Here is an 18,469-nt window from a genome sequence, read left to right as displayed (position 1 = left end):
GCCCGAGCACGCTTCGATGACGGTCGTCGTCGGCGCCCGATGTCGCTGCCCGCGGGTACCCTGACGACGTGACCGATACTCTCAGCCCCGCGCAGGCGCGCCGTCTCGCGCTGGCCGCGCAGGGGTTCGGTCGCGCGCGTCCTGCGACCGTCTCGAGCCGGCACCTCCACCGTGCGATGGAGCGGCTCGGCGTGCTGCAGATCGACTCCGTCAACGTCTTCGCGCGGTCGCATTACCTCCCGATGTTCTCGCGTCTGGGCGCGTACGATCCGGCGCTGCTCGATCGGGTCTTCCTCTCCCGCACCACGCACTACGTCGAATACCTCGCGCACGAGGCCACGTTCATCCGGGTCGAGGACTGGCCGCTGTGGCGCTTCCGCATGGACGACTTCCGGCGTCGCTGGGCCGGCGAGGACTCGTGGATGACGCGCAACGCCCGCACGGTCGGGTGGGTGCAGGACGAACTCCGCGACCGCGGACCGCTGCGGCCCGTCGATCTGCGTGCGGATGCACCCCGTGAGCGCGGCACGTGGTGGGACTGGGACGACGTGAAGCTCGCCCTGGAGCATCTCTGGCGCACGGGCGATGTGGCGATCAGCGGACGGAAGGGCTTCGAGCGCACCTACGCGCTGGCGGAGCACGTGATCCCCGGTGCCGTCCGCTCCCGCGAGATTCCGCGCGCCGAGGCGATCCGCACGCTGATCGCGCGCGCGGCACGTTCCTCCGGCGTCGCCACCCGGGCCGACCTCGCCGACTACTACCGGATCCGCGACACCACGACCGTGTCGCAGGCGATCCGGGAGCTGACGGACGCGGGCGAGCTGCTGCCCGTGCACGTGCGCGGGTGGGAACGAGGGGGCCGCCCCCTCCCGACCTGGCGTCACCGCGACGCCGTGCTCCCCCGCGGGATCCGGGGCGCCGCACTGCTGACGCCGTTCGATCCCGTGGTCTGGTTCCGTGACCGTGCGCTGCGCACCTTCGCGCTCGACTACCGCATCGAGATCTACGTCCCGGCGGACAAGAGGCGCTTCGGCTACTACTCACTGCCCGTCCTCGTCGGCGACCGCATCGTCGCCCGCGTCGATCTCAAGGCGGACCGACAGGAGTCGACGCTGCAGGTGCAGTCCGCGTGGTGGGAGCCGCAGGCCCGTGCGGGCGATGCCGAGCCGATCGCCCGCGAGCTGGCACTGGCCGCGGCGTGGCAGGGACTCGCGCACGTCTCGGTGTCGGGGTGGGGCGATGCAGCGGATGCCGTGCACCACGCGCTCGTCGGCCTGGGCGGTGGGGCGGTGCGCCGTCACATCCACCGGCGCGAGAACCGAGGGGACGACGGCGGAGTCCGCGCGGAAGAGTCGCTGTCATGACGCGACGCCGCGGATGGCTGCTCGCGATCGGCACCGGGATCGTGCTGCTCGTCGCAGCCGGGACCGTGGCCGGGATCTGGGCCTGGCAGACCGCCAGCAGATCGCCCTCGGCGGAGGAGACCACGCGGGCCTACCTGCAGGCACTGACCGTCGGCGACGCCGATGCCGTCGTGTCGACGGGCGTGAGCGTCTCGGATGACGCGCGGGCGGTGTTCGCCGGCGCGTCATCGTTCATCGATGACGCCGCCGTGGTCGGCGTCGAGGAGCGCGGCGGCTCGGCGACCGCCGACGTGTCCTTCCGGATGGGCGATCGCGACCGCACGGCCACGCTGACGCTCGAACGCCGCGACGGCGGTTGGCGTCTCGATTCGTCCGCGCTGGCACTCCTCGACGTCCGGATGAGCACGGGATCCGCTGTGGTGATCGGAGAGGTGGCGGTCTCCGCCGAGAAGCCCCTCGCGCTGCTGCCCGCCGTCTACGACGTCGCCGCCGCCCCGTCCGCGCTGCTCGAGGGCGGGACCACCGCCGCCCTGCTGCCGGGCGAGACCACCGCGGTCGAGATCGACGTCGAGGTGCGCGCGGCCGCGACCGACGCCGCCCAAGACGTCCTCGACGAGCACCTCGAGACGTGCACGGCGGAAGGCGATTCGGCGTCGGACGGTGGCGCGACGCCCGAAGGATGCGGCATCCGCATCCCCTGGGGTGTCGATTTCCGCGAGGTCACCGACGTCGCGTTCCGCATCGAGACCCTCCCGACCGTGTCACTGACCCCGACGGCCTTCACGGCCGGCGGCGGGGTGCTGGTCGCGACCGTGGACGGGACAGGTCACGACGGATCGGCCCGCACGATCACCTATCGCACGGAGTCCTGGACCGTGCGGGGCGACGTGGCCTTCACGACGAAGGGCATCGAGCTCACGGTCTGGTGACGCTCCGCGCCCGATCCCGGGTCAGAACTGCACGCGCGGGGGCTCCGAGATCGCACCGCTGTCGGCGACCTCGAAGAACTCGCGCTCCGTGAAGCCGAGCCCCTTGGCGAACAGGTTGTTCGGGAAGACCTTGATCTTGGTGTTGAGCTCGCGCACGCCACCGTTGTAAAAGCGTCGTGCCGCCTGGATCTTGTCCTCGGTGTCCACCAGCGCCTGCTGCACCTGCAGGAAGTTCTGGCTCGCCTGGAGCTGCGGATAGGCCTCGGCGACGGCGAAGAGGCTGCGCAGCGCCTGCTGCAGGTGGCCTTCGGCGATACCGGCGTCGCCGGGACCGCTGGCATTCAGCGTCTCGGCGCGTGCGCGCGTGACGTTCTCGAAGACGGCTTTCTCATGCGACGCGTACCCTTTGACGGTCTCGATGAGATTGGGGATGAGGTCGGCCCGCCGCTTGAGCTGCACCGTGATACCACTCCACGCCTCATCGACGCGCACGTTCAGCTGCACCAGGGAGTTGTACGTCGCCCACAAATAGATCCCGACCAGCAGGATCACACCCACGACGATCAGTACCGGCACAAGCCATTCCATCAGAGGCCCCACCCTTCCTCGTTTTGTCCCATCCTATCCGCGCTGTCTGCACGTTCACCGGGCGTGACGGCCGCCGGGCGGACGGATCGGCGTCAGGCTCCCAGCACGCGCTCCAGGTGGCGGTTGCCGAAGAGGCGCTCCGGATCCATGCGCTCGCGGAGTGCGAGGAAGTCGTCGAAACGCGGGTAGCCCTCGCGCAACTGCCCGGCGTCCAGCGTATGCAGCTTGCCCCAGTGCGGGCGGCCGTCGTGCGCGCGCATGATCTCCTCGACGGCTCCGAAGTACTCGGTCGGATCCGCGCGCCAGTAGCGGTGCACCGCGATGTAGCCGGTCGCGCGCTGGTAGGCGGTCGACAGCCAGCGATCGTCGCCGGCGGCGAAACGCACCTCGATCGGGAACTCGATGCGCCACCCGCGCCGGGCGATCAGCTCCTGCACGGCCCGGAACGCCGGCTCGACGCTCTCGGCCGGCAGCGCGTACTCCATCTCGCGGAAACGCACGCCGCGATGCTGGGTCAGGACCCGGTGCGAGTGATCGGTGTACTCGCGATCACCCGTGAGCTTCACGGCGAGACGATTGAACGGCGGAGTGATCGCCGGTACGACCCGGCCCGCGGCGCACGCTGCGCGGTAGACACCGTTCGACAGCAGGGTCTCATCGATCCACCGGCCGACGACCGGGAGCGGCCGACGCACGGCGGACTCCGGCAGTCTCGTCTGCCGCTTCGTGAGCGCCACGTCGGTGTGCGCGAACCAGTAGAACTCGAAGTGGTCGTACTCGGCGACGCGGGCGGCGAGGGTCGACAGCACCTCCCCGAGGGGCAGCGGTTCATCGACCGCGTGCATGCGGAAGGCGGGAACGCACTGCAGCGTCACCTCGGTGATGATGCCGAGAGCACCGAGTCCCAGCGCCGCGGCAGGGAGGAGTTCACTGTTCTGCGTCTCATCGACGCGCAGGAGATCGCCCGACGCGGTCACGAGGGTGAGTCCGACCACCTGGCCCGCGAGTCCTCCGAAGCCGGCACCGGTGCCGTGGGTCCCTGTGGAGATCGCGCCCGAGATCGACTGCCGGTCGATGTCGCCCAGGTTCTCCATCGCGAGCCCGTGCGGCGCGAGGAGCGTGGGAATGCGGTGCAGACGAGTGCCGGCGAGCAGCGTCACACGTGCGCGTGCGGCGTCGACCTTCACGACCCCCTGCAGGTCGTCGAGTTCGAGCAGCACTCCCGGAGCGACCGCGATGCCGCTGAAGCTGTGTCCTGCGCCCACCGCCTTGATCGGGAGCCGCTGTGCCGCGGCCGCGATCACCGCGCGCTGCACGCCCTCCGGGCTGCGCGGACGCTCCACCCGTGCGGGTCGCACCGACGCCGAGCGCGCCCAGTTCTGCCAGATGCCGCCGATCCGCGTCACAGGAACGCCTTCCCTTCACCCCGGTACGTCGGCAGCTCGCCGACGATCTCCTCGCCCGAGACGAGCTGGTAGCTCGCGATCCGCTCGGCGGGTTCACCGCTCTTGGCGTGCCGGAACCACACGCGATCACCCACCCCGAGGGCGGCCGCCGCTCGGCCCTGCAGCGGCGTCTGCACCTCTCCCGCGGCTTCCCGAGAAAGCGTGCGCAGGCCCTCGGGCCACACCGGCCGTGGTTGACGCGAGGCGACCGCGGGCCCCGAGGCGATCCAGCCGCCCCCGAGGACCGTGGCGATGTCGGGCGTCGGGCGGCGCACCACGTCGAACGCGAAGGCGGCTGCCGGGGCCGGCCGGAACGAGCGGTAGCCGTCGAACAGGTGGCCGCCGAGGAGACCGCTGCCGGCACTCGCCTCGGTGAGCGACTCGTCGCTCCCGGTGAACTCCAGAGAGCCGGTGCCCCCGCCGTTGAGGAACTCCAGCGGGACGACCGCGGTGACCGCCTCGGCGATGGCGGCTCGCCGCTCCCGCAGCTCCCCGCGCGAGCGCGCCTGCACCATGCGGATGAGCGGGGCGTCGATCCCCGCGTCATCGCCCTGACCGGCGATCTGCGCGTCGTACATCTGCAGCCCGACCAGACGGAACCCCGGTCGAGCGACGATGCGGTGTGCGAACGCGGCGACCTCGCCCGCGCTGAACAGCGCCGACCGCCGGACGCCGATATGGCCGAGCATCGCCGAGCGCCACGAGGCGTCGACGTCGATCGCGACCCGCACCTCGGGACGTGCACCGGGCGCGGCCACGCTGTCGATCACGTCGAGATGCACGGGATCGTCGACCATGAGCGTGATGCGCGCGGCGGCCTGCTCATCGGCGAACAGCTCCGCGAGCCCCGCACGGTCCACGGTCGGATAGCCCAGCACGATGTCGTCGTGGTCCCGCGCGAGCCAGAGCGCTTCCGCGAGGGTGAAGGCGAGGATGCCGCGGTAGCCGGGCAGCGCCAGCACGGCATCCAGCACGGCACGCACGCGCACCGATTTCGAGGCGACGCGGATCGGAAGACCGCCTGCGCGCACCAGCAGATCCATCGCGTTGAAGCGCAGGGCCTCGCGGTCGATCACCGCGACGGGTGCGGGCAGATGCCCGGTCGCTGCGGAAAGCCGTGGCCAGTACCGCGCGGGATCCTCCCACTCGGGAGACACGGACGGCATCCCCGAGACGGGGCTCAGTTCGGCGGTGAGGTCGAGCACTCCCCCACCCTACGACCTGGGTACACCGGGAATCACCCCTCGCGGGACCGAGTGTCCGGCGGACGGGCGGTGCCCGACCACCGTCGGAACCGGATCCGGCCCGCGCTGCCCCCGCTAGGCTGGCCGGGACCACGCCCCCGTAGCCCAATGGCAGAGGCAGGCGACTTAAAATCGCTTCAGTGTCGGTTCGAGTCCGACCGGGGGTACTCGTCTCCGGCGCCGACGTTCACGGCGTCGTTCTCGGCATCATCCATCGCGTCGATCGTCGCCGCATCGGCGCGGGACGCCTCCGAGCGCGGCTCGGACCCCTCCCGCACGCGCCGGACGATCAGCACGACGACCGCGATCGCGATCGCCCCGTAGACCACGTAGTCGAGGTACCCGAGGTACTGTTCGAGCTGCTCATGCTGCGTGCCGAGTGCGGCGCCGACACCGATCAGCATCGCGTTCCAGAGACCACTGCCGATGATCGTGTAGATGCTGAAGCGCACCAGGTTCATTCCCGACGCACCGGCGGGGATCGAGATCAGACTGCGCACGCCGGGCACCATGCGGCCCACCAGCACGGTCCACCCGCCGCTGCGCACGAACCAGCTCGAGCCGCGGTCGAGATCGGAGCGGCTCACGAGTCGCGTCGCGGCGATCACCCGCACGGCGCGCTCCATCCCGATCGCGGCTCCCAGTCCGTACAGCAGCAGCGCGCCGAGCCAGGACGCCAGCGTGCTCCAGAAGATGAGCCACCCCAGATGCAGGTCGCCGCTCTGGCTGAGGTATCCCGCGAAAGGCAGGATCACCTCGCTCGGGATCGGAGGCACCAGGACTTCGATGAATACCAGGAGTCCCACCCCGATGTCGCCGAGAGAGGTGAGAACGTCGGCGGCGAAGCCGGTCAGGCCGGTGAAGCCGTGGTCGGCGTCGGTCGCGAGGGCAGCGGCGGGTCTCATGGGCTCGTCTCTGTCGGGGGCTGTGCGGTCATGCTAACCGACGGACCTGCCGTCGTCCTGTGTTCAGCGTCCGAAGAGGTCTTTGATGCCGGGGATGCCGAGATCGCCGAGACGCTCGCCCCACCCGCTCGCCGTCTCTCCGAGACCCGAGAACGTCTCGCCCGCAGATCCGAGCAGGCCCTCGGCGGCTCCGGTCACCGCCTCCGTGTCGACTCCCTCAGCGAGAGCGCCGACATCGATACCCTGCGCGAGCGACTCGATGTCGAGCCCCTGCGCCAGGGCGTCGAAGTCGACCCCGAGCCCCGCGGCCTGCTCGAGCAGCGGTGCGGCGACCGTGCTCAGCACGGCACCCCCGGCGACGGCGCCGAGAACGCCGACCGCGGCGCCGCCGACCGCTCCGGCGGCGCCGACTCCCCGCACGCGGGCGAGCAGCGCGCGCATCCGACCGGGCCTGGCCGCCTCCGTGCGGCCGGCCGCCCGGGCGAGGTCCTCGGGAGAGGCGGAGGCGGGGCGCTCACCGGGAGCGAGTTCGGCCTGCATGCGCGCCTGGACCTGAGCGCGCTGCGCGGGGGTGAGGCGCGCGAACGCCTCTCGGTGCATCTGCTCCACGCGGTGCGGATCTGCGGTCTGCAGCAGGTAGTCGTAGCGGGCGATCGCGGCACGGTCGGCATCCGACACCGCCGGCGCGGAGCCCGCAGCGGGCGGTGGGGCGTAGGCGTCCGGGGCCGCCGAGCGCGCCGGCTGCCACGACGAGGGCTGACCGTGCGCCGACCGATGCGGCGCCGAAGCGGCGGGGCGGTGCGGGGAGTCGGTGGACCCAGAAGCGGCGTGCTTCTCGATCGCCTTCGCTGCGAGTCCGATCAGACGGGAGAATGAGGCCATGGCGGTGATTCCTTCGTGTGGCGAGTGGACGGCCACGGAGTCTCCGCGAGAGCGAGTCGCGAGGGGATGCCGTGGCTGCCCGCGAGTGCGGACACCAGGTCTCCTCCACCCCGCGGGGCCGGCGAGCCGGGACACGATCTCATGTCCGTAATGACGACGTCGCCGCAGACGGGAGTACTCCCCTGCTGAGTGCGAGATTATCGGGCGGAGCTATGAATCCTGTGCATGCGCATCGCCCGTTCCTGCCCGGAGACGACGAACGGCCCCGACGCCGAGGCGCGGGACCGTTCGATCTTGTCGAGAGCTACTTCGCGGCTGCCTCCGTGGCGGCGGCGTGCTCGACCGGGTCGGTCGTCGCGGGAGCCGGAGCCTTCCCCGCGGGAGCCTTCTTCGTCGCGGCCTTCTTCGCGGGCGCCTTCTCGGCAGCCGGAGCCTTTTCGGCAGCCGGGGCCTTCTCGGTAGCCGGAGCCTTCGCCGCAGCCGGAGCGGCCGCGGCATCCGCGGCGGGACGCGGTCGGGCAGCGAACTCTTCGAACACGTAGCGCGGGTTCTGTACGGTCTCGAGGTTCACGAGATCCCGGCCGAGCCACAGGTTGTTCCACCAGCCCCAGACCACGCGGAACTTGCGCTCCCACGTCGGCATCGCGAGACCGTGGTAACCACGGTGCGCGACCCAGGCGACGAAGCCCTTGAGCGCGATCTTGCCGGACTGGAACACGCCGTTGTACAGACCGAGCCCCGCGACGGCGCCGAGGTTCTTGTGGAAGTACTCCTTCGGGTCCTCACCGCGCAGCACGGCGACGATGTTCTTCGCGAGCAGCTTCGCCTGGCGCACGGCGTGCTGGGCGTTCGGGACGCAGAAGCCGCCGACGCCACCGCCGGACAGGTCGGGAACCGCCGACACGTCTCCGGCGGCCCACGCGCCCTCGACGAAGGACTCGGGGGTGCCGACGCGCAGATCGGCGCGGGTCTGGATGCGACCGCGCTCTTCGATCGGCAGATCGCCGCCGCGCACGACCGTCGGGTTCGCCATGACACCGGCGGTCCAGACGATCAGATCGGTCGGGATGATCTCGCCGGTGGACAGCTCGACGTTGCCGTCGACCGCGCTGGTGAGCTGCGTGTCGAGGTGCACGTTGGCGCCGCGCTTGGCGAGGTCCTTGAGCACCCATTCGCTGGTCTGCAGCGACACCTCGGGCATGATGCGGCCCATGGCCTCGATCAGGTGGAAGTGCGTGTCCTCGAAGCGCAGCTGCGGGTACTTGCTCACGAGAGAGGAGGCGAGCGAGCGCAGCTCGGCGAACACCTCGATGCCGGCGAAGCCACCACCGACGACGACGACCGAGAGCAGGCGGTCCCGCGCGGGGCCGGCGGGCAGCGATGCCGCCTTGTCGAAGTTCGACATGAGGCGGTCGCGGATCGCGACGGCCTCTTCGATGGTCTTCAGTCCGATCGCGTTGTCGGCGATCCCCGGGATCGGGAACGTGCGCGACACGGCGCCGGCGGTCACGACGATCTGGTCGTACGCGAACTCGTACGGCTCGCCCAGCGGCGGCGTGATCGTGGCGACCTTCTCGGCGTGGTTGATGTTCGTGATCTTCGCCGTCACCACGTGGGTGCGCTTCAGGTGACGACGGTGCGCGACCACGGAATGGCGCGCCTCGATCGATCCGGCGGCGACCTCGGGGAGGAACGGCTGGTAGGTCATGTACGGCAGCGGGTCGACCATGGTGACCTCGGCCTCACCCTTGCGGAGGTGCTTCTCGAGCTTCCAGGCGGTGTAGAAACCGGCGTAGCCGCCACCGACGATCAGAATCTTGGGCACAGGGAAGAACTCCTTGGAGTCAGGGTTGTGGCGTGCGATTCGCGCGCGCCGATCGGATGCGCCGGGCAGCAGCGGTGACGCCAAGCGCTATCAGGATACCAGGGACTGTGACCGCGACCAGCGGAAGGGTACCGTAACGCAGTGAATCGGCGCTGGGAAGGAGCGGGGAACCGGCTTCCGTGGGGGCATCCGCATCGGGCAGCGGAGGGATCGTGACGGGGGTGACAGTGGGCTCCGGCTGCGGCTGCGTGTCGGCTCGGCGGAACAGACGGATCCACTCCGCGAGATCCCCCATCGGGTTCTCGTCCACCGACGGCAGGCTCGCGGAGATCGCGGCCTCGGCGTCGATCAGCCCGAACCCGTACAGCGGATCGCGCGGCTTGACGGCGCCGTCGACCGGGATCGCGGTCTTGATGATGCGGTTGATCACATCGTTCGCCGAGAGGTCCGGGTGGGCTGCGCGGATGAGCGCCGCGATGCCGGACACGATCGGTGCCGCGCCGCTGGTGCCGCTCCACGAGGCCAGCTTGCCGTCGGCCGACATCCCCAGCAGTCCCTCGCTCGGCGCCGAGATGCCGATCGTGATGCCCTGCGTGGAGGCCTCGACGCTCGCGATGCCGGTCTGATCCACACCGGCGACCGTCAACACGCCGGGGATGGTGGCCGGTGCGCCGATGATGCTGGTGCCGCTCCCCCGGTTCCCCGCCGCGACCACGACCACGACATCGTTCTCGAACGCGTACAGGAAGGCGTCGTCCCAGCTCTCGTCCCAGTCCAGGGTGTTCGTCGTGAAGGACAGGTTGATGATGTCGGCTCCGTTGTCGACCGCCCAGCGCATCGCCTCGGCGACCTGCTCGGTGAACGGGACCGCAGCGGCGGCGCCGAAACCGACCGAGATCGACAGCAGGTCCGCCTCGGGGGCGACGCCGATCATCCCGGTCCCGTCCGCGGCGCCGCGGCCGGCGGCGAGGGAGGCCACCCACGATCCGTGGTTGCCGTCGAGTGCGCCCAGCGGCGTTCGTCCGTCGGGGGTCCCCGATCCCGACACGTCGGTGCCTCCGACGACCGCATCGCCGAACGTCCCCGGAATCTTTCCGATACCGGTGTCGATCACGGCGATCGTGACACCGTCACCGCGCGTCGTCTGCCAGGCCTCCCGGATGCCGGCGCCGTCGAGCCAGTACTCGGCGGCGCGTACCGGGTCGCTCGGGTCATCCGGTACCGGCCCCGTGCTGGGCGGCGCCGTCGCACCGAGCAGCAGCACGGATGCCGCCACCACCGCGACGGCGGCGACGCTGCGCCATGGCCTCCGTCGCGTCATGCCGTGGGCGCATCCTCGACGCGGAGGGCGGCTCCGGGATCCTCGCACCGACACACGGTCGGCGACCAGGCCGATCGCGCCAGGGCCTCGTCGCCGATCGGGTTGACGCCGGGGCCCGCCGCGAGGGCGTGCCCCGCGAGGGCGTGCAGGCACTTGACGCGCGTGGGCATGCCTCCGGCCGAGATGCCGTCGATCTCTGCGACATCCCCGAACCGCGTGCGGTCGGCCAGGTACGCCTGGTGCGCCGCGAGATACGCGGCCGCGACCATCTCGTCGTCGGTGAGCAGAGCGGCGAGCTCCGGCATGACCTGGGTCGCCTCGAGCGTCGACATCGCCGCGGTCGCCGCGGGATGAGTGAGGTAGTAGAACGTGGGGAAAGGCGTGCCGTCGGGCAGTCGGGGCGCGGTCGCGACGACGGTCGGGTTTCCGCAGGCGCAGCGCGCGGCGATGCCGACGACGCCGCGCACGGTACGGCCGAGCTGGGCCGACACCACGGCGAGCTCGGCGGGCGTCGGGGCGGAGAAGGGCGGCGTGGTCACCTCACCAGCGTACGGGAGCGGACCCGGGAGGATGCCGCGACGCGGTGTGTGTGGAGGGGCGAGGTCAGGGCGCGACGGCGGCGGTGTCGCTGAGACCCGCGGACGTCAGCGTGCGCAGCAGCTGCGGCATCCAGTCCGACTGCTTCTCCTCGAGCGTGTCGCTGACCGGATCCTGCTCGCGCGGCAGATCCGCGGCATCGAGATCGTTGTCGATCAGGTAGACCACCTCGCCGGGCTTGACGTAGTAGAGGCGCTCGCGCGCCTGCGTCGTGATGTACGCCGGGTCCTGCCAGCGATCGCGCTCCTTCTGCAGCGCGATGATCTCGGTCTCGCTCACCTGCACGGAGGCTTCGAGCGCGGCGATCTTCTGGCGCTGGTCGATGAACGTGCCGAGCGTGGGGACCAGCACCCATGCCCCCAGCACCACGAGCGAGAGCATGATCACCGAGAATGCCGACAGCCGGATGCCGGACGCCCACTCGCGGACGTCCACGCGGTCGGCGCCGCCGCGGTCGGTCCGCCGAGCCTTCGTCGATCGTCCCGACCGCCCAGGCGGGACCGATCGGGATCCGGACGCCGTCGGAGACGACGAAGGAGGAGCCGGTCGACGTGCCACGGCCCCTCCTTCTGCCACTGCATCAGTGGCGTGTCCTCTCACACCGCCGAAGCGGCATGTCCTGTCTCAGCTGCGCTCAGCGCTGCGAGCGCGGGAACGCCGAACGACCGGCGAAGACCGCGGCGTCGCCCAGCTCTTCCTCGATGCGCAGAAGCTGATTGTACTTCGCGACGCGCTCGCTGCGAGCAGGCGCACCCGCCTTGATCTGACCCGCGTTGGTCGCGACCGCCAGGTCGGCGATCGTGGTGTCCTCGGTCTCGCCGGAGCGGTGCGAGAGCATCGCCGTGTAGCCGGAGCGCTGCGCGAGGCTGACCGCGTCGAACGTCTCGGTGAGCGTGCCGATCTGGTTGACCTTCACCAGCAGCGAGTTCGCGACGCCGCGCTTGATGCCCTCGGCCAGACGCTCGGGGTTCGTGACGAACAGGTCGTCTCCGACGAGCTGGACCTTCGAGCCCAGAGCGTCGGTGAGGTGCTTCCAGCTGTCCCAGTCGTCCTCGGCCAGGGCGTCCTCGATCGTGACGATCGGGAAGTCGTTGACCAGACCCACGTAGTACTCCGTGAGCGCGGCGGCGTCCCAGTCCTTGTTGTCGAGGCGGTAGACGCCGTCCTTGAAGAACTCGGTCGCGGCGACGTCGAGACCCAGCGCGATGTCGGTACCGGGGGTGAAGCCGGCCTTCTCGATCGCCTTGACCAGGAAGTCGAGGCCCTCGCGGTTGCTGGGCAGGTCGGGGGCGAAGCCGCCCTCGTCGCCGAGACCGGTCGCGTAGCCCGCGGCCTTCAGCTCGGCGCGCAGGACGTGGTACGTCTCGACGCCCCAGCGCAGCGCCTCGGAGTAGGTCTCTGCACCGACCGGCGCGAGGAAGAACTCCTGCATGTCGATGCCGTTGTCGGCGTGCTCGCCGCCGTTGATGACGTTGAACAGCGGAACGGGCAGCACGTGCGCGTTGGGTCCGCCCAGGTAGCGGAACAGGGGCAGGTCGGCCGAGTCGGCCGCCGCCTTGGCGACCGCGAGGCTCACGCCGAGGATGGCGTTCGCGCCGACGCGCTTCTTGTTCTCGGTGCCGTCGACCTCGTTGAGGATCTCGTCGACGATGCGCTGCTCGCTCGCCTCGACGCCCTCGAGCGCCGGTCCGAGCTCGTCGATGACTGCCTCGACGGCCTTGCGCACGCCCTTGCCGCCGTAGCGGCCCTTGTCTCCGTCGCGCAGCTCGTACGCCTCGAAGGCGCCCGTGGATGCCCCGGACGGGACGGCAGCGCGCTGGACGATGCCGTCGTCGAGCAGCACCTCCACCTCCACGGTCGGGTTACCGCGCGAGTCAAGAATCTCGCGTGCGCCTACAGCCTCGATCAGTGCCACTGATGTGCTCCTTGTTCAGGGGAAAGGTGTGTGTGGAGCGTCGTCGATCCGCGCTCAGTCTAGCTCGCCCCCGCCACGCGCCCCGTGTCCGTTCCGACGCTGTTCAGACGACGAGCGCGATGGCCACGCCGTCCCAGCCCTTGACACCGACGGTCTGCAGTGCCGTCGCGTCGAAGCGCGGGTCCTCCCCCAGCATCCGCAATCCCGCGCGGGTGCCGATCACCTTCGAGTCGGTCGAGTCCTCGCGCACGATCTCTCCCTCGCGCCCGATGTTGTCCAGCACGATCACCGTGCCGGGGTGGCCCAGCTTCGCCGCCCAATCGAGGTAGACGGTGTTCGACTCCTTGTCGGCGTCGATGAACACCAGGTCGAATCCCCCGACCAGCGTCGGGAGCACGTCGGCGCCCCGGCCGATGCGGATGTCGACGCGATCGCCCACCCCGGCGGCGTCGATGCTGGCCCGCGCCACCACGGCGTTCTCGGCCTCGGCCTCGATCGAGACGACGCGCCCGTCCGGGCCCACGGCCTGGGCGAGCCAGATCGTCGAATACCCGCCGAGCGTGCCGATCTCGAGCACCCGGCGCGCGCCGCTCAGGCGGGCCAGCAGATGCAGGAGCTTGCCGCTGACCGGGGCGACCTCGATCTCGGGGAGACCCGCCGCACGCTGCGCCTCGAGGGCATGCTCGAGGGCGGGGTCGTGACCGACGAGCGTGTCGGAGAGGAAGGCGTCGGCGTCGGCCCAGGCGGCGGGAGTGGATTCCATGGGCCTCAGCCAACCGCGGGCATCCGCGAGCGTCAAGGGGTTCGCGTGGTCAGGAGCGGGGCGCCGAGAGCAACCGTCCCTGTGCGCCGGCGAGCTCGGGCTGCTTGCGGAACTGCCCCGTCAGCATGAGCACGACGACGACCACGGCGATCACGATCCACGCCGCCACCCCCAGGGGACCTGCGAGGGCGAGATCGGGCTGGGTCGCCGCGAAGATCACGATCATGCCGCCGGCGGCGTTCAGGGAGCCGTGCGCGATCACCGCGGGCCAGACCGAGGCGGACCGCAGGCGCAGCCATCCGAACAGCACGCCCCAGGCCACACATCCGCCGATCATGAACAGCACGCCGGTGATGTCGGTGCGCCCGAAGTTGTAGCCGAGCAGGATCACCGGGCTGTGCCAGACGCCCCAGATCGCGCCGCTGATCAGCAGCGCGGGCCAGGTGCCGAGCGGACGCAGGGCAGGGACGAGCCAGCCGCGCCAGCCCAGCTCCTCCCCGAAGGCGGGGATCGCGTTGATCAGGGCGCCCAGCGGGATCGACGCGATCTGCGCGAGCACGATGAGCTCGATCGGCGGCGCGGCGACCCCCGCGGGCAGCAGAGCCTCCAGCTGCGCCGCGAACGTGGCGAAGGTGAGATCGAGCTGAACGACGCCGAGGGCGGTGGCCACCAGGATGCCGAGCGCGACGAGCACCGGCGGGACGAGCCAGGCCAGCACGATCATCCAGACCACCCGCTTGGCAGGGCGCAGCGGCCAGAGTCCGAGGAAACGGAGCCGTTCTCCCTTCGCGGGGACCCCCAGGGCGACCATCACCACGATCGCCGCGATGGCCGGCGTGAACATCATGATCGGCAGGATGACGGCCGTGAGGGGTTCGGCCAGACCGTCGCCGAGCCACAGCGGCAGGCTGACGAGCCAGGCCAGGGCGCAGGCCAGCACCGTGAAGGCGATGATCGCGCCCCACGCGACTCGGTTCGAGGACGAAGCGTTCGGGTACGTCATGGGTCTCACCCTTTCTCTCGTGCGGAGGTCGCTCGGGCCGCGGTCGCCAGGACCGATGCCGCCGTCTCGGCGTCGTCGATCGTGACCACGAACCGCCGTCCATCCGTCCGTGTGACCTCGAGCGCGTCGCCCGCCCGCAGGACCACTCCGGAGCGGCCGTCGAGACCGTGACGCAATCCCCAGCCCCCGAAATCGCCGAAGGGGCTGACGGTGACCGCGCGCACGGCGGTGACCTCGGACGCCGGGATCTCGATCGTGGGCCAGCCGGCCGCCGACCGCACGCGCAGTCCGTTCGGGCCGATGCGCACGCGGAAGACGAGCGTCACGAGGAACGCGACGAGCAGGAGCACCGCCGTCGCGACGAGGATCGCGGACGCCCAGGCATCCGCCGTCCCCGTACCGATCAGCACCGTGTCGAGCGCGAAGACGAACACCACCAGACCGCCGAGGATGCCCCGGCCGGCGCGGGAGACGGTCGCGGTCCCGATCCAGATCACCCGTTCGGAGGGCGCGAGCCCCAGCGCGTCAGCCGGGGCGGTGGCCCCGGAAGGCGCGGGGCGGACGGAAGGCTGCGCGAACCAGCCGATCGCGGTGAGGGCGAGCAGGGTCGAGAATCCCGCGAACGCCGCGGGGCCGCCGACGTTCGGGGCATCCACCGCCTGCTCCACACCGCGCTGGGCGCCGACCGCGGCGAGCGCCGCGACCGACATCAGCCCGGCCAGACCGAGGTTCAGTGCGCCCAGGAAGCGGGCGGTCACCGACCACGGCGAGCGCGGGTGGCCGGGCGAGCTCGCCCCGGCAGGGCCGTCGTCTTCCGGACGGTGCGCGAACCGCACCAGGAGGGCGGAGGCCAGGACCATGCCACCGCCGAGACCTGCCTGGATGGCGAGGAAGGTCCAGCCGGGTGCGAAACCGTCGACCCGATCGCCCGCCCAGTGGATGGCGGCCGGTTCGGGGATCTGCGGGAGCCACGCGGCGATGACGAGGGCGGACACCGCGATCACGAGGAGCGGGACGATGACCCCGACCCAGAGGAACGCGACGCGGGCTCGACGGATGTCGGTGGTCATGGGGAGATCTCCTTCACGAGAGCGGCGAGCGAGGCGGGTGGGAGGCCGAGTGCCGCGGCCCGGGCGACCAGGGCGCGGATGTCGTCGGTGAGTTCGGCGAGCGGCCCGACGGAGGCGGCGACCACAGCCCCTCTGCCGCGGCGCAGATCGACGAGGCCCTCGTCGCGCAACTGCTGGTAGGCGTGCAGGACCGTGTGCAGGTTGATGTCGAGGGTCTCGGCCACCTCGCGGGCGGACGGCAGGCGGTCGCCCGCCGCGAGCCGACCCGCGACGATGTCGGCGCGCACCGACGCGGCGACCTGTTCGTAGAGCGGCCGCGCACTGTCGACATCGATCCGGATCAGCATCTCGCCTCCCTCCCGCTTCTTTTATAAGTTCTACTAAAACTATAACAAATGAAAGCGACGTTCTCCCGCGTCGGCGGCTACCCGCCGTTCATCGGTGCATGCCACGATGAGGGGGTGCCGCTCGCCCGACGACTGACCCTGAACGACGCCGTGGCGATCGGTCTCGGTTCGATGATCGGCGCCGGCGTCTTCTCGGTGTGGGGTCCGGCCATCGGCGTCGCCGGCAGCGGTGTGCTGGCCGCCCTCGCCATCGCCGCCGTCGTGGCCTACTGCAACGCCACCGCATCCGCCCAGCTTGCCGCGGCCCACCCCGTGGCCGGCGGCACCTACGCCTACGCGCGGGCGGAGATCGGTCCCTGGTGGGGGTACATCGCCGGGTGGAGCTTCATCGTCGGGAAGATCGCGAGCTGCGCGGCCATGTCGATGACCTTCGCCGCCTACGCCGCCCCCGCGGGATGGCAGCCGCTCGTCGCCGCCGTCGCGGTCGCCGCCCTCGCGACCGTGAACTGCTTCGGGGTCACCCGCACGGCCCTGCTCACCCGCATCCTGGTCGTGGGCTCACTGCTCGGCCTCGCCCTGGTCGTCGCGCTCGGCCTCTCCGGCGCCTCCACCGCATCCCCCGCTCCCCTGCCCGACGTCACCGCCTACGGCGTGCTGCAGGGAGCGGGGTTGCTGTTCTTCGCCTTCGCCGGCTACGCGCGCATCGCCACCATGGGCGAGGAGGTCGTCGATCCCGCGCGCACGATCCCGCGAGCGATCGTGTTCGCCCTCGCGGGCGCAGCCGTCGTCTACACGCTCGTCGGCATCACGGTGGTACTCGTGCTCGGGGCGAGCGCCACGACCAGCGCCGCCCCGCTCGCCGAGGTCATGGACGTGGTCGGCTGGCCTGCACTGGCCCCGGTGGTGCGCATCGCCGCGGCCGCCGCCTCGCTCGGCGCCCTGCTCGCGCTGCTCACGGGGATCGGCCGCACGACGCTCGCCATGTCCCGCGAGGGCGACGTGCCGCGGTTCTTCGCCCGGATCGACGAACGCTGGCAGGTGCCTCGCCGGGCGGAGGTGACGATCGCGCTGCTGGTCATCGTGATCGTGCTGCTCGCCGACCTCCGCGACGCGATCGGCTTCTCGTCCTTCGGGGTGCTGCTGTACTACCTCATCGCGAACGCGGCGGCGTTCCGGCAGCACGGCGCCGCCCGGCGGTACCCGCGCTGGCTGCAGGTCGTCGGGGCGCTCGGCTGCCTGCTGCTCGTGAACACCCTGCCGATCGGGGCCTCGCTCGTCGGCACGGCGGTGGTCGTGGTCGGCGTGCTCGCGCGCCTCATCCGCCTGCGCGTGCCGCGTCGACGCGCCTGAGGGCGCGCGTGGCGGCCCTCGTCACGGCGGGCAGCAACGCCTCCGCCGTGCGGCGATAACCGAGCGCGCTGGGGTGGAAGCGATCGAGGCTGAACATCTCCTCCGGTGCGTCGAAGAACAGCGGTCCGACCGACCGGCGAAGGTCGACCGGCTCGGCACCCGCGTGACGCGCGGTCTCGGCCTGCACATCGGCGAGGCGTCGCGACAGGCTCGACGCCAGGCGACGCAGCGGTTGCGGCACGGCGCGCAGCGCACCGAGGTCGGGGCAGGTGCCGACCACCACTTCGGCGCCGCGCTCGCGCAGTCGCCGGATCGCGTCGTTCAGGTGGCTCGCCGACACCGAGACGGGCAGGCGGTGGGTGACATCGTTGCCGCCCACCACGATCACCGCGACGTGGGGACGGCAGTCCTCGGGCAGCGCGTCGAGCTGGCGGGCGAGATCCGGGGACTCGGAGCCGACCATCGCGGCGGTGCGCAGACGCACGGGTCGATGCATCCGCTGTCCGAGGCCCTTCGCGAGGCGTCCGCCGAGCGTCTCCTTGCGTCGGGCAGCGCCGAGACCCGCCGCGAGCGAGTCGCCGAGCAGCAGCAGGTCGATCGGCTCACCCTCCAGGGCAGGGCGCCAGACGCGATCGGCGTCGAGTGATTCCTCCCCCAGCGGCTTGCCGATCCTGCGCCGGGCGATCGCCGCCTGCCTCGCCAGCAGCGTCTTCGCGCCGACCAGCATGCCTGTGATCGCGACGATCCCTCCGGCGACGACCACGTGTGCGCGTCCCATGCCCCGATTCGACAGCCTCGGCGTGAACGTCGAGTGAACGGGATCCGATTCGGTGCTGTGTGCTCGTGCCGTGCGCTCGTGCCGCGCGCGCCGCATGCAGGAGGATGTGCGGGATGCAGGGCGAAACGCCGCCGAATGCTCCT

18 protein-coding genes and 1 tRNA gene are annotated in these 18,469 nt (G+C 71.1%); 4 read left to right on the top strand and 15 right to left on the bottom strand.

What is annotated here, in order from left to right; genetic code table 11:
• Positions 1–68 precede the first annotated feature (68 nt).
• Complete coding sequence (locus tag ACWA14_RS04785) at positions 69–1,364, top strand: winged helix-turn-helix domain-containing protein (RefSeq protein ID WP_463796343.1); 1,296 nt, start codon at positions 69–71, stop codon at positions 1,362–1,364.
• Positions 1,361–2,293, top strand: coding sequence for a hypothetical protein (locus ACWA14_RS04780; RefSeq protein ID WP_463796342.1), 933 nt, complete (start codon positions 1,361–1,363; stop codon positions 2,291–2,293). The genes ACWA14_RS04785 and ACWA14_RS04780 overlap by 4 nt, the downstream gene beginning before the upstream one ends.
• Positions 2,294–2,314: 21 nt before the next feature.
• Here the strand turns inward: ACWA14_RS04780 and ACWA14_RS04775 are convergent, their stop codons facing one another.
• The 3 genes from ACWA14_RS04775 to ACWA14_RS04765 all read right to left on the bottom strand — a co-directional run bounded on the left by ACWA14_RS04775 (position 2,315) and on the right by ACWA14_RS04765 (position 5,531).
• Entirely contained in the window at positions 2,315–2,881 is a 567-nt protein-coding gene (locus ACWA14_RS04775; RefSeq protein WP_463796341.1) for a LemA family protein, read from the bottom strand.
• Positions 2,882–2,973: 92 nt separating this feature from the next.
• The gene (locus tag ACWA14_RS04770; RefSeq protein WP_463796340.1) at positions 2,974–4,287 is read right to left on the bottom strand and encodes a D-arabinono-1,4-lactone oxidase; all 1,314 of its coding nucleotides are present in this window, start codon (positions 4,285–4,287) and stop codon (positions 2,974–2,976) included.
• On the bottom strand, positions 4,284–5,531 hold the full coding sequence (locus tag ACWA14_RS04765) for a type III PLP-dependent enzyme domain-containing protein (protein WP_463796339.1): 1,248 nt from the start codon (positions 5,529–5,531) through the stop codon (positions 4,284–4,286). Before ACWA14_RS04765 ends, ACWA14_RS04770 begins: the two co-directional genes overlap by 4 nt.
• Positions 5,532–5,664: 133 nt before the next feature.
• Here ACWA14_RS04765 and ACWA14_RS04760 point away from each other — a divergent pair.
• Positions 5,665–5,737: transfer RNA gene (locus tag ACWA14_RS04760), tRNA-Leu, on the top strand.
• Here the strand turns inward: ACWA14_RS04760 and ACWA14_RS04755 are convergent.
• From ACWA14_RS04755 to ACWA14_RS04705, 11 genes are all read right to left on the bottom strand, one after another.
• Positions 5,708–6,475 carry a DedA family protein gene (locus ACWA14_RS04755; protein ID WP_463796338.1) on the bottom strand — a complete coding sequence of 256 codons (768 nt, stop codon included), beginning with the start codon at positions 6,473–6,475 and terminating at the stop codon, positions 5,708–5,710. The genes ACWA14_RS04760 and ACWA14_RS04755 overlap by 30 nt on opposite strands.
• A gap of 63 nt (positions 6,476–6,538) precedes the next feature.
• On the bottom strand, positions 6,539–7,357 hold the full coding sequence (locus tag ACWA14_RS04750; protein ID WP_463796337.1) for a cation-transporting ATPase: 819 nt from the start codon (positions 7,355–7,357) through the stop codon (positions 6,539–6,541).
• Between the two features lie 304 nt (positions 7,358–7,661).
• Complete coding sequence (locus tag ACWA14_RS04745) at positions 7,662–9,182, bottom strand: NAD(P)/FAD-dependent oxidoreductase (protein WP_463796336.1); 1,521 nt, start codon at positions 9,180–9,182, stop codon at positions 7,662–7,664.
• Positions 9,183–9,201: 19 nt separating this feature from the next.
• Entirely contained in the window at positions 9,202–10,503 is a 1,302-nt protein-coding gene (locus ACWA14_RS04740; protein ID WP_463796335.1) for a S8 family serine peptidase, read from the bottom strand.
• Positions 10,500–11,042 (bottom strand): DUF501 domain-containing protein, encoded by a 543-nt coding sequence (locus ACWA14_RS04735; RefSeq protein WP_463796334.1) that lies wholly within the window; start codon positions 11,040–11,042, stop codon positions 10,500–10,502. The genes ACWA14_RS04740 and ACWA14_RS04735 overlap by 4 nt, the downstream gene beginning before the upstream one ends.
• A gap of 64 nt (positions 11,043–11,106) precedes the next feature.
• Complete coding sequence (locus ACWA14_RS04730) at positions 11,107–11,535, bottom strand: FtsB family cell division protein (protein WP_463796333.1); 429 nt, start codon at positions 11,533–11,535, stop codon at positions 11,107–11,109.
• Between the two features lie 199 nt (positions 11,536–11,734).
• Positions 11,735–13,015 carry a phosphopyruvate hydratase gene (gene eno, locus ACWA14_RS04725; protein ID WP_463796332.1) on the bottom strand — a complete coding sequence of 427 codons (1,281 nt, stop codon included), beginning with the start codon at positions 13,013–13,015 and terminating at the stop codon, positions 11,735–11,737.
• 103 nt (positions 13,016–13,118) lie between these two features.
• Positions 13,119–13,778, bottom strand: a complete 660-nt coding sequence (locus tag ACWA14_RS04720) for an O-methyltransferase (RefSeq protein ID WP_463796331.1) — start codon at positions 13,776–13,778, stop codon at positions 13,119–13,121.
• 49 nt (positions 13,779–13,827) lie between these two features.
• Complete coding sequence (locus ACWA14_RS04715; RefSeq protein ID WP_463796330.1) at positions 13,828–14,781, bottom strand: lysostaphin resistance A-like protein; 954 nt, start codon at positions 14,779–14,781, stop codon at positions 13,828–13,830.
• Positions 14,782–14,786: 5 nt separating this feature from the next.
• Entirely contained in the window at positions 14,787–15,851 is a 1,065-nt protein-coding gene (locus ACWA14_RS04710) for a DUF1648 domain-containing protein (RefSeq protein WP_463796329.1), read from the bottom strand.
• Entirely contained in the window at positions 15,848–16,198 is a 351-nt protein-coding gene (locus tag ACWA14_RS04705) for a GntR family transcriptional regulator (RefSeq protein ID WP_463796328.1), read from the bottom strand. Before ACWA14_RS04705 ends, ACWA14_RS04710 begins: the two co-directional genes overlap by 4 nt.
• A gap of 48 nt (positions 16,199–16,246) precedes the next feature.
• On the opposite strand from ACWA14_RS04705, the gene ACWA14_RS04700 reads away from it, so the two are divergent.
• Positions 16,247–17,548, top strand: a complete 1,302-nt coding sequence (locus ACWA14_RS04700; protein ID WP_463796327.1) for an APC family permease — start codon at positions 16,247–16,249, stop codon at positions 17,546–17,548.
• Here the strand turns inward: ACWA14_RS04700 and ACWA14_RS04695 are convergent.
• A complete protein-coding gene (locus ACWA14_RS04695) occupies positions 17,514–18,326 on the bottom strand; it encodes an SGNH/GDSL hydrolase family protein (protein WP_463796326.1) in 813 nt (270 codons plus the stop codon). The genes ACWA14_RS04700 and ACWA14_RS04695 overlap by 35 nt on opposite strands.
• Between the last annotated feature and the right edge of the window lie 143 nt (positions 18,327–18,469).

This window comes from Microbacterium sp. TW_SC_2 (assembly GCF_055361165.1).
This window is presented reverse-complemented; position numbering and strand designations above follow the sequence as displayed.

Excerpts from the sequence above, each read along its gene's own strand:
- ACWA14_RS04780 (WP_463796342.1), top strand. The coding sequence starts at position 1,361 with ATGACGCGACGCCGCGGATGGCTGCTCGCGATCGGCACCGGGATCGTG.
- ACWA14_RS04775 (WP_463796341.1), bottom strand. The coding sequence starts at position 2,881 with ATGGAATGGCTTGTGCCGGTACTGATCGTCGTGGGTGTGATCCTGCTG.
- ACWA14_RS04755 (WP_463796338.1), bottom strand. The coding sequence starts at position 6,475 with ATGAGACCCGCCGCTGCCCTCGCGACCGACGCCGACCACGGCTTCACC.
- ACWA14_RS04750 (WP_463796337.1), bottom strand. The coding sequence starts at position 7,357 with ATGGCCTCATTCTCCCGTCTGATCGGACTCGCAGCGAAGGCGATCGAG.
- ACWA14_RS04740 (WP_463796335.1), bottom strand. The coding sequence starts at position 10,503 with ATGACGCGACGGAGGCCATGGCGCAGCGTCGCCGCCGTCGCGGTGGTG.
- ACWA14_RS04720 (WP_463796331.1), bottom strand. The coding sequence starts at position 13,778 with ATGGAATCCACTCCCGCCGCCTGGGCCGACGCCGACGCCTTCCTCTCC.
- ACWA14_RS04715 (WP_463796330.1), bottom strand. The coding sequence starts at position 14,781 with ATGACGTACCCGAACGCTTCGTCCTCGAACCGAGTCGCGTGGGGCGCG.
- ACWA14_RS04710 (WP_463796329.1), bottom strand. The coding sequence starts at position 15,851 with ATGACCACCGACATCCGTCGAGCCCGCGTCGCGTTCCTCTGGGTCGGG.
- ACWA14_RS04705 (WP_463796328.1), bottom strand. The coding sequence starts at position 16,198 with ATGCTGATCCGGATCGATGTCGACAGTGCGCGGCCGCTCTACGAACAG.
- ACWA14_RS04700 (WP_463796327.1), top strand. The coding sequence starts at position 16,247 with ATGAAAGCGACGTTCTCCCGCGTCGGCGGCTACCCGCCGTTCATCGGT.
- ACWA14_RS04695 (WP_463796326.1), bottom strand. The coding sequence starts at position 18,326 with ATGGGACGCGCACACGTGGTCGTCGCCGGAGGGATCGTCGCGATCACA.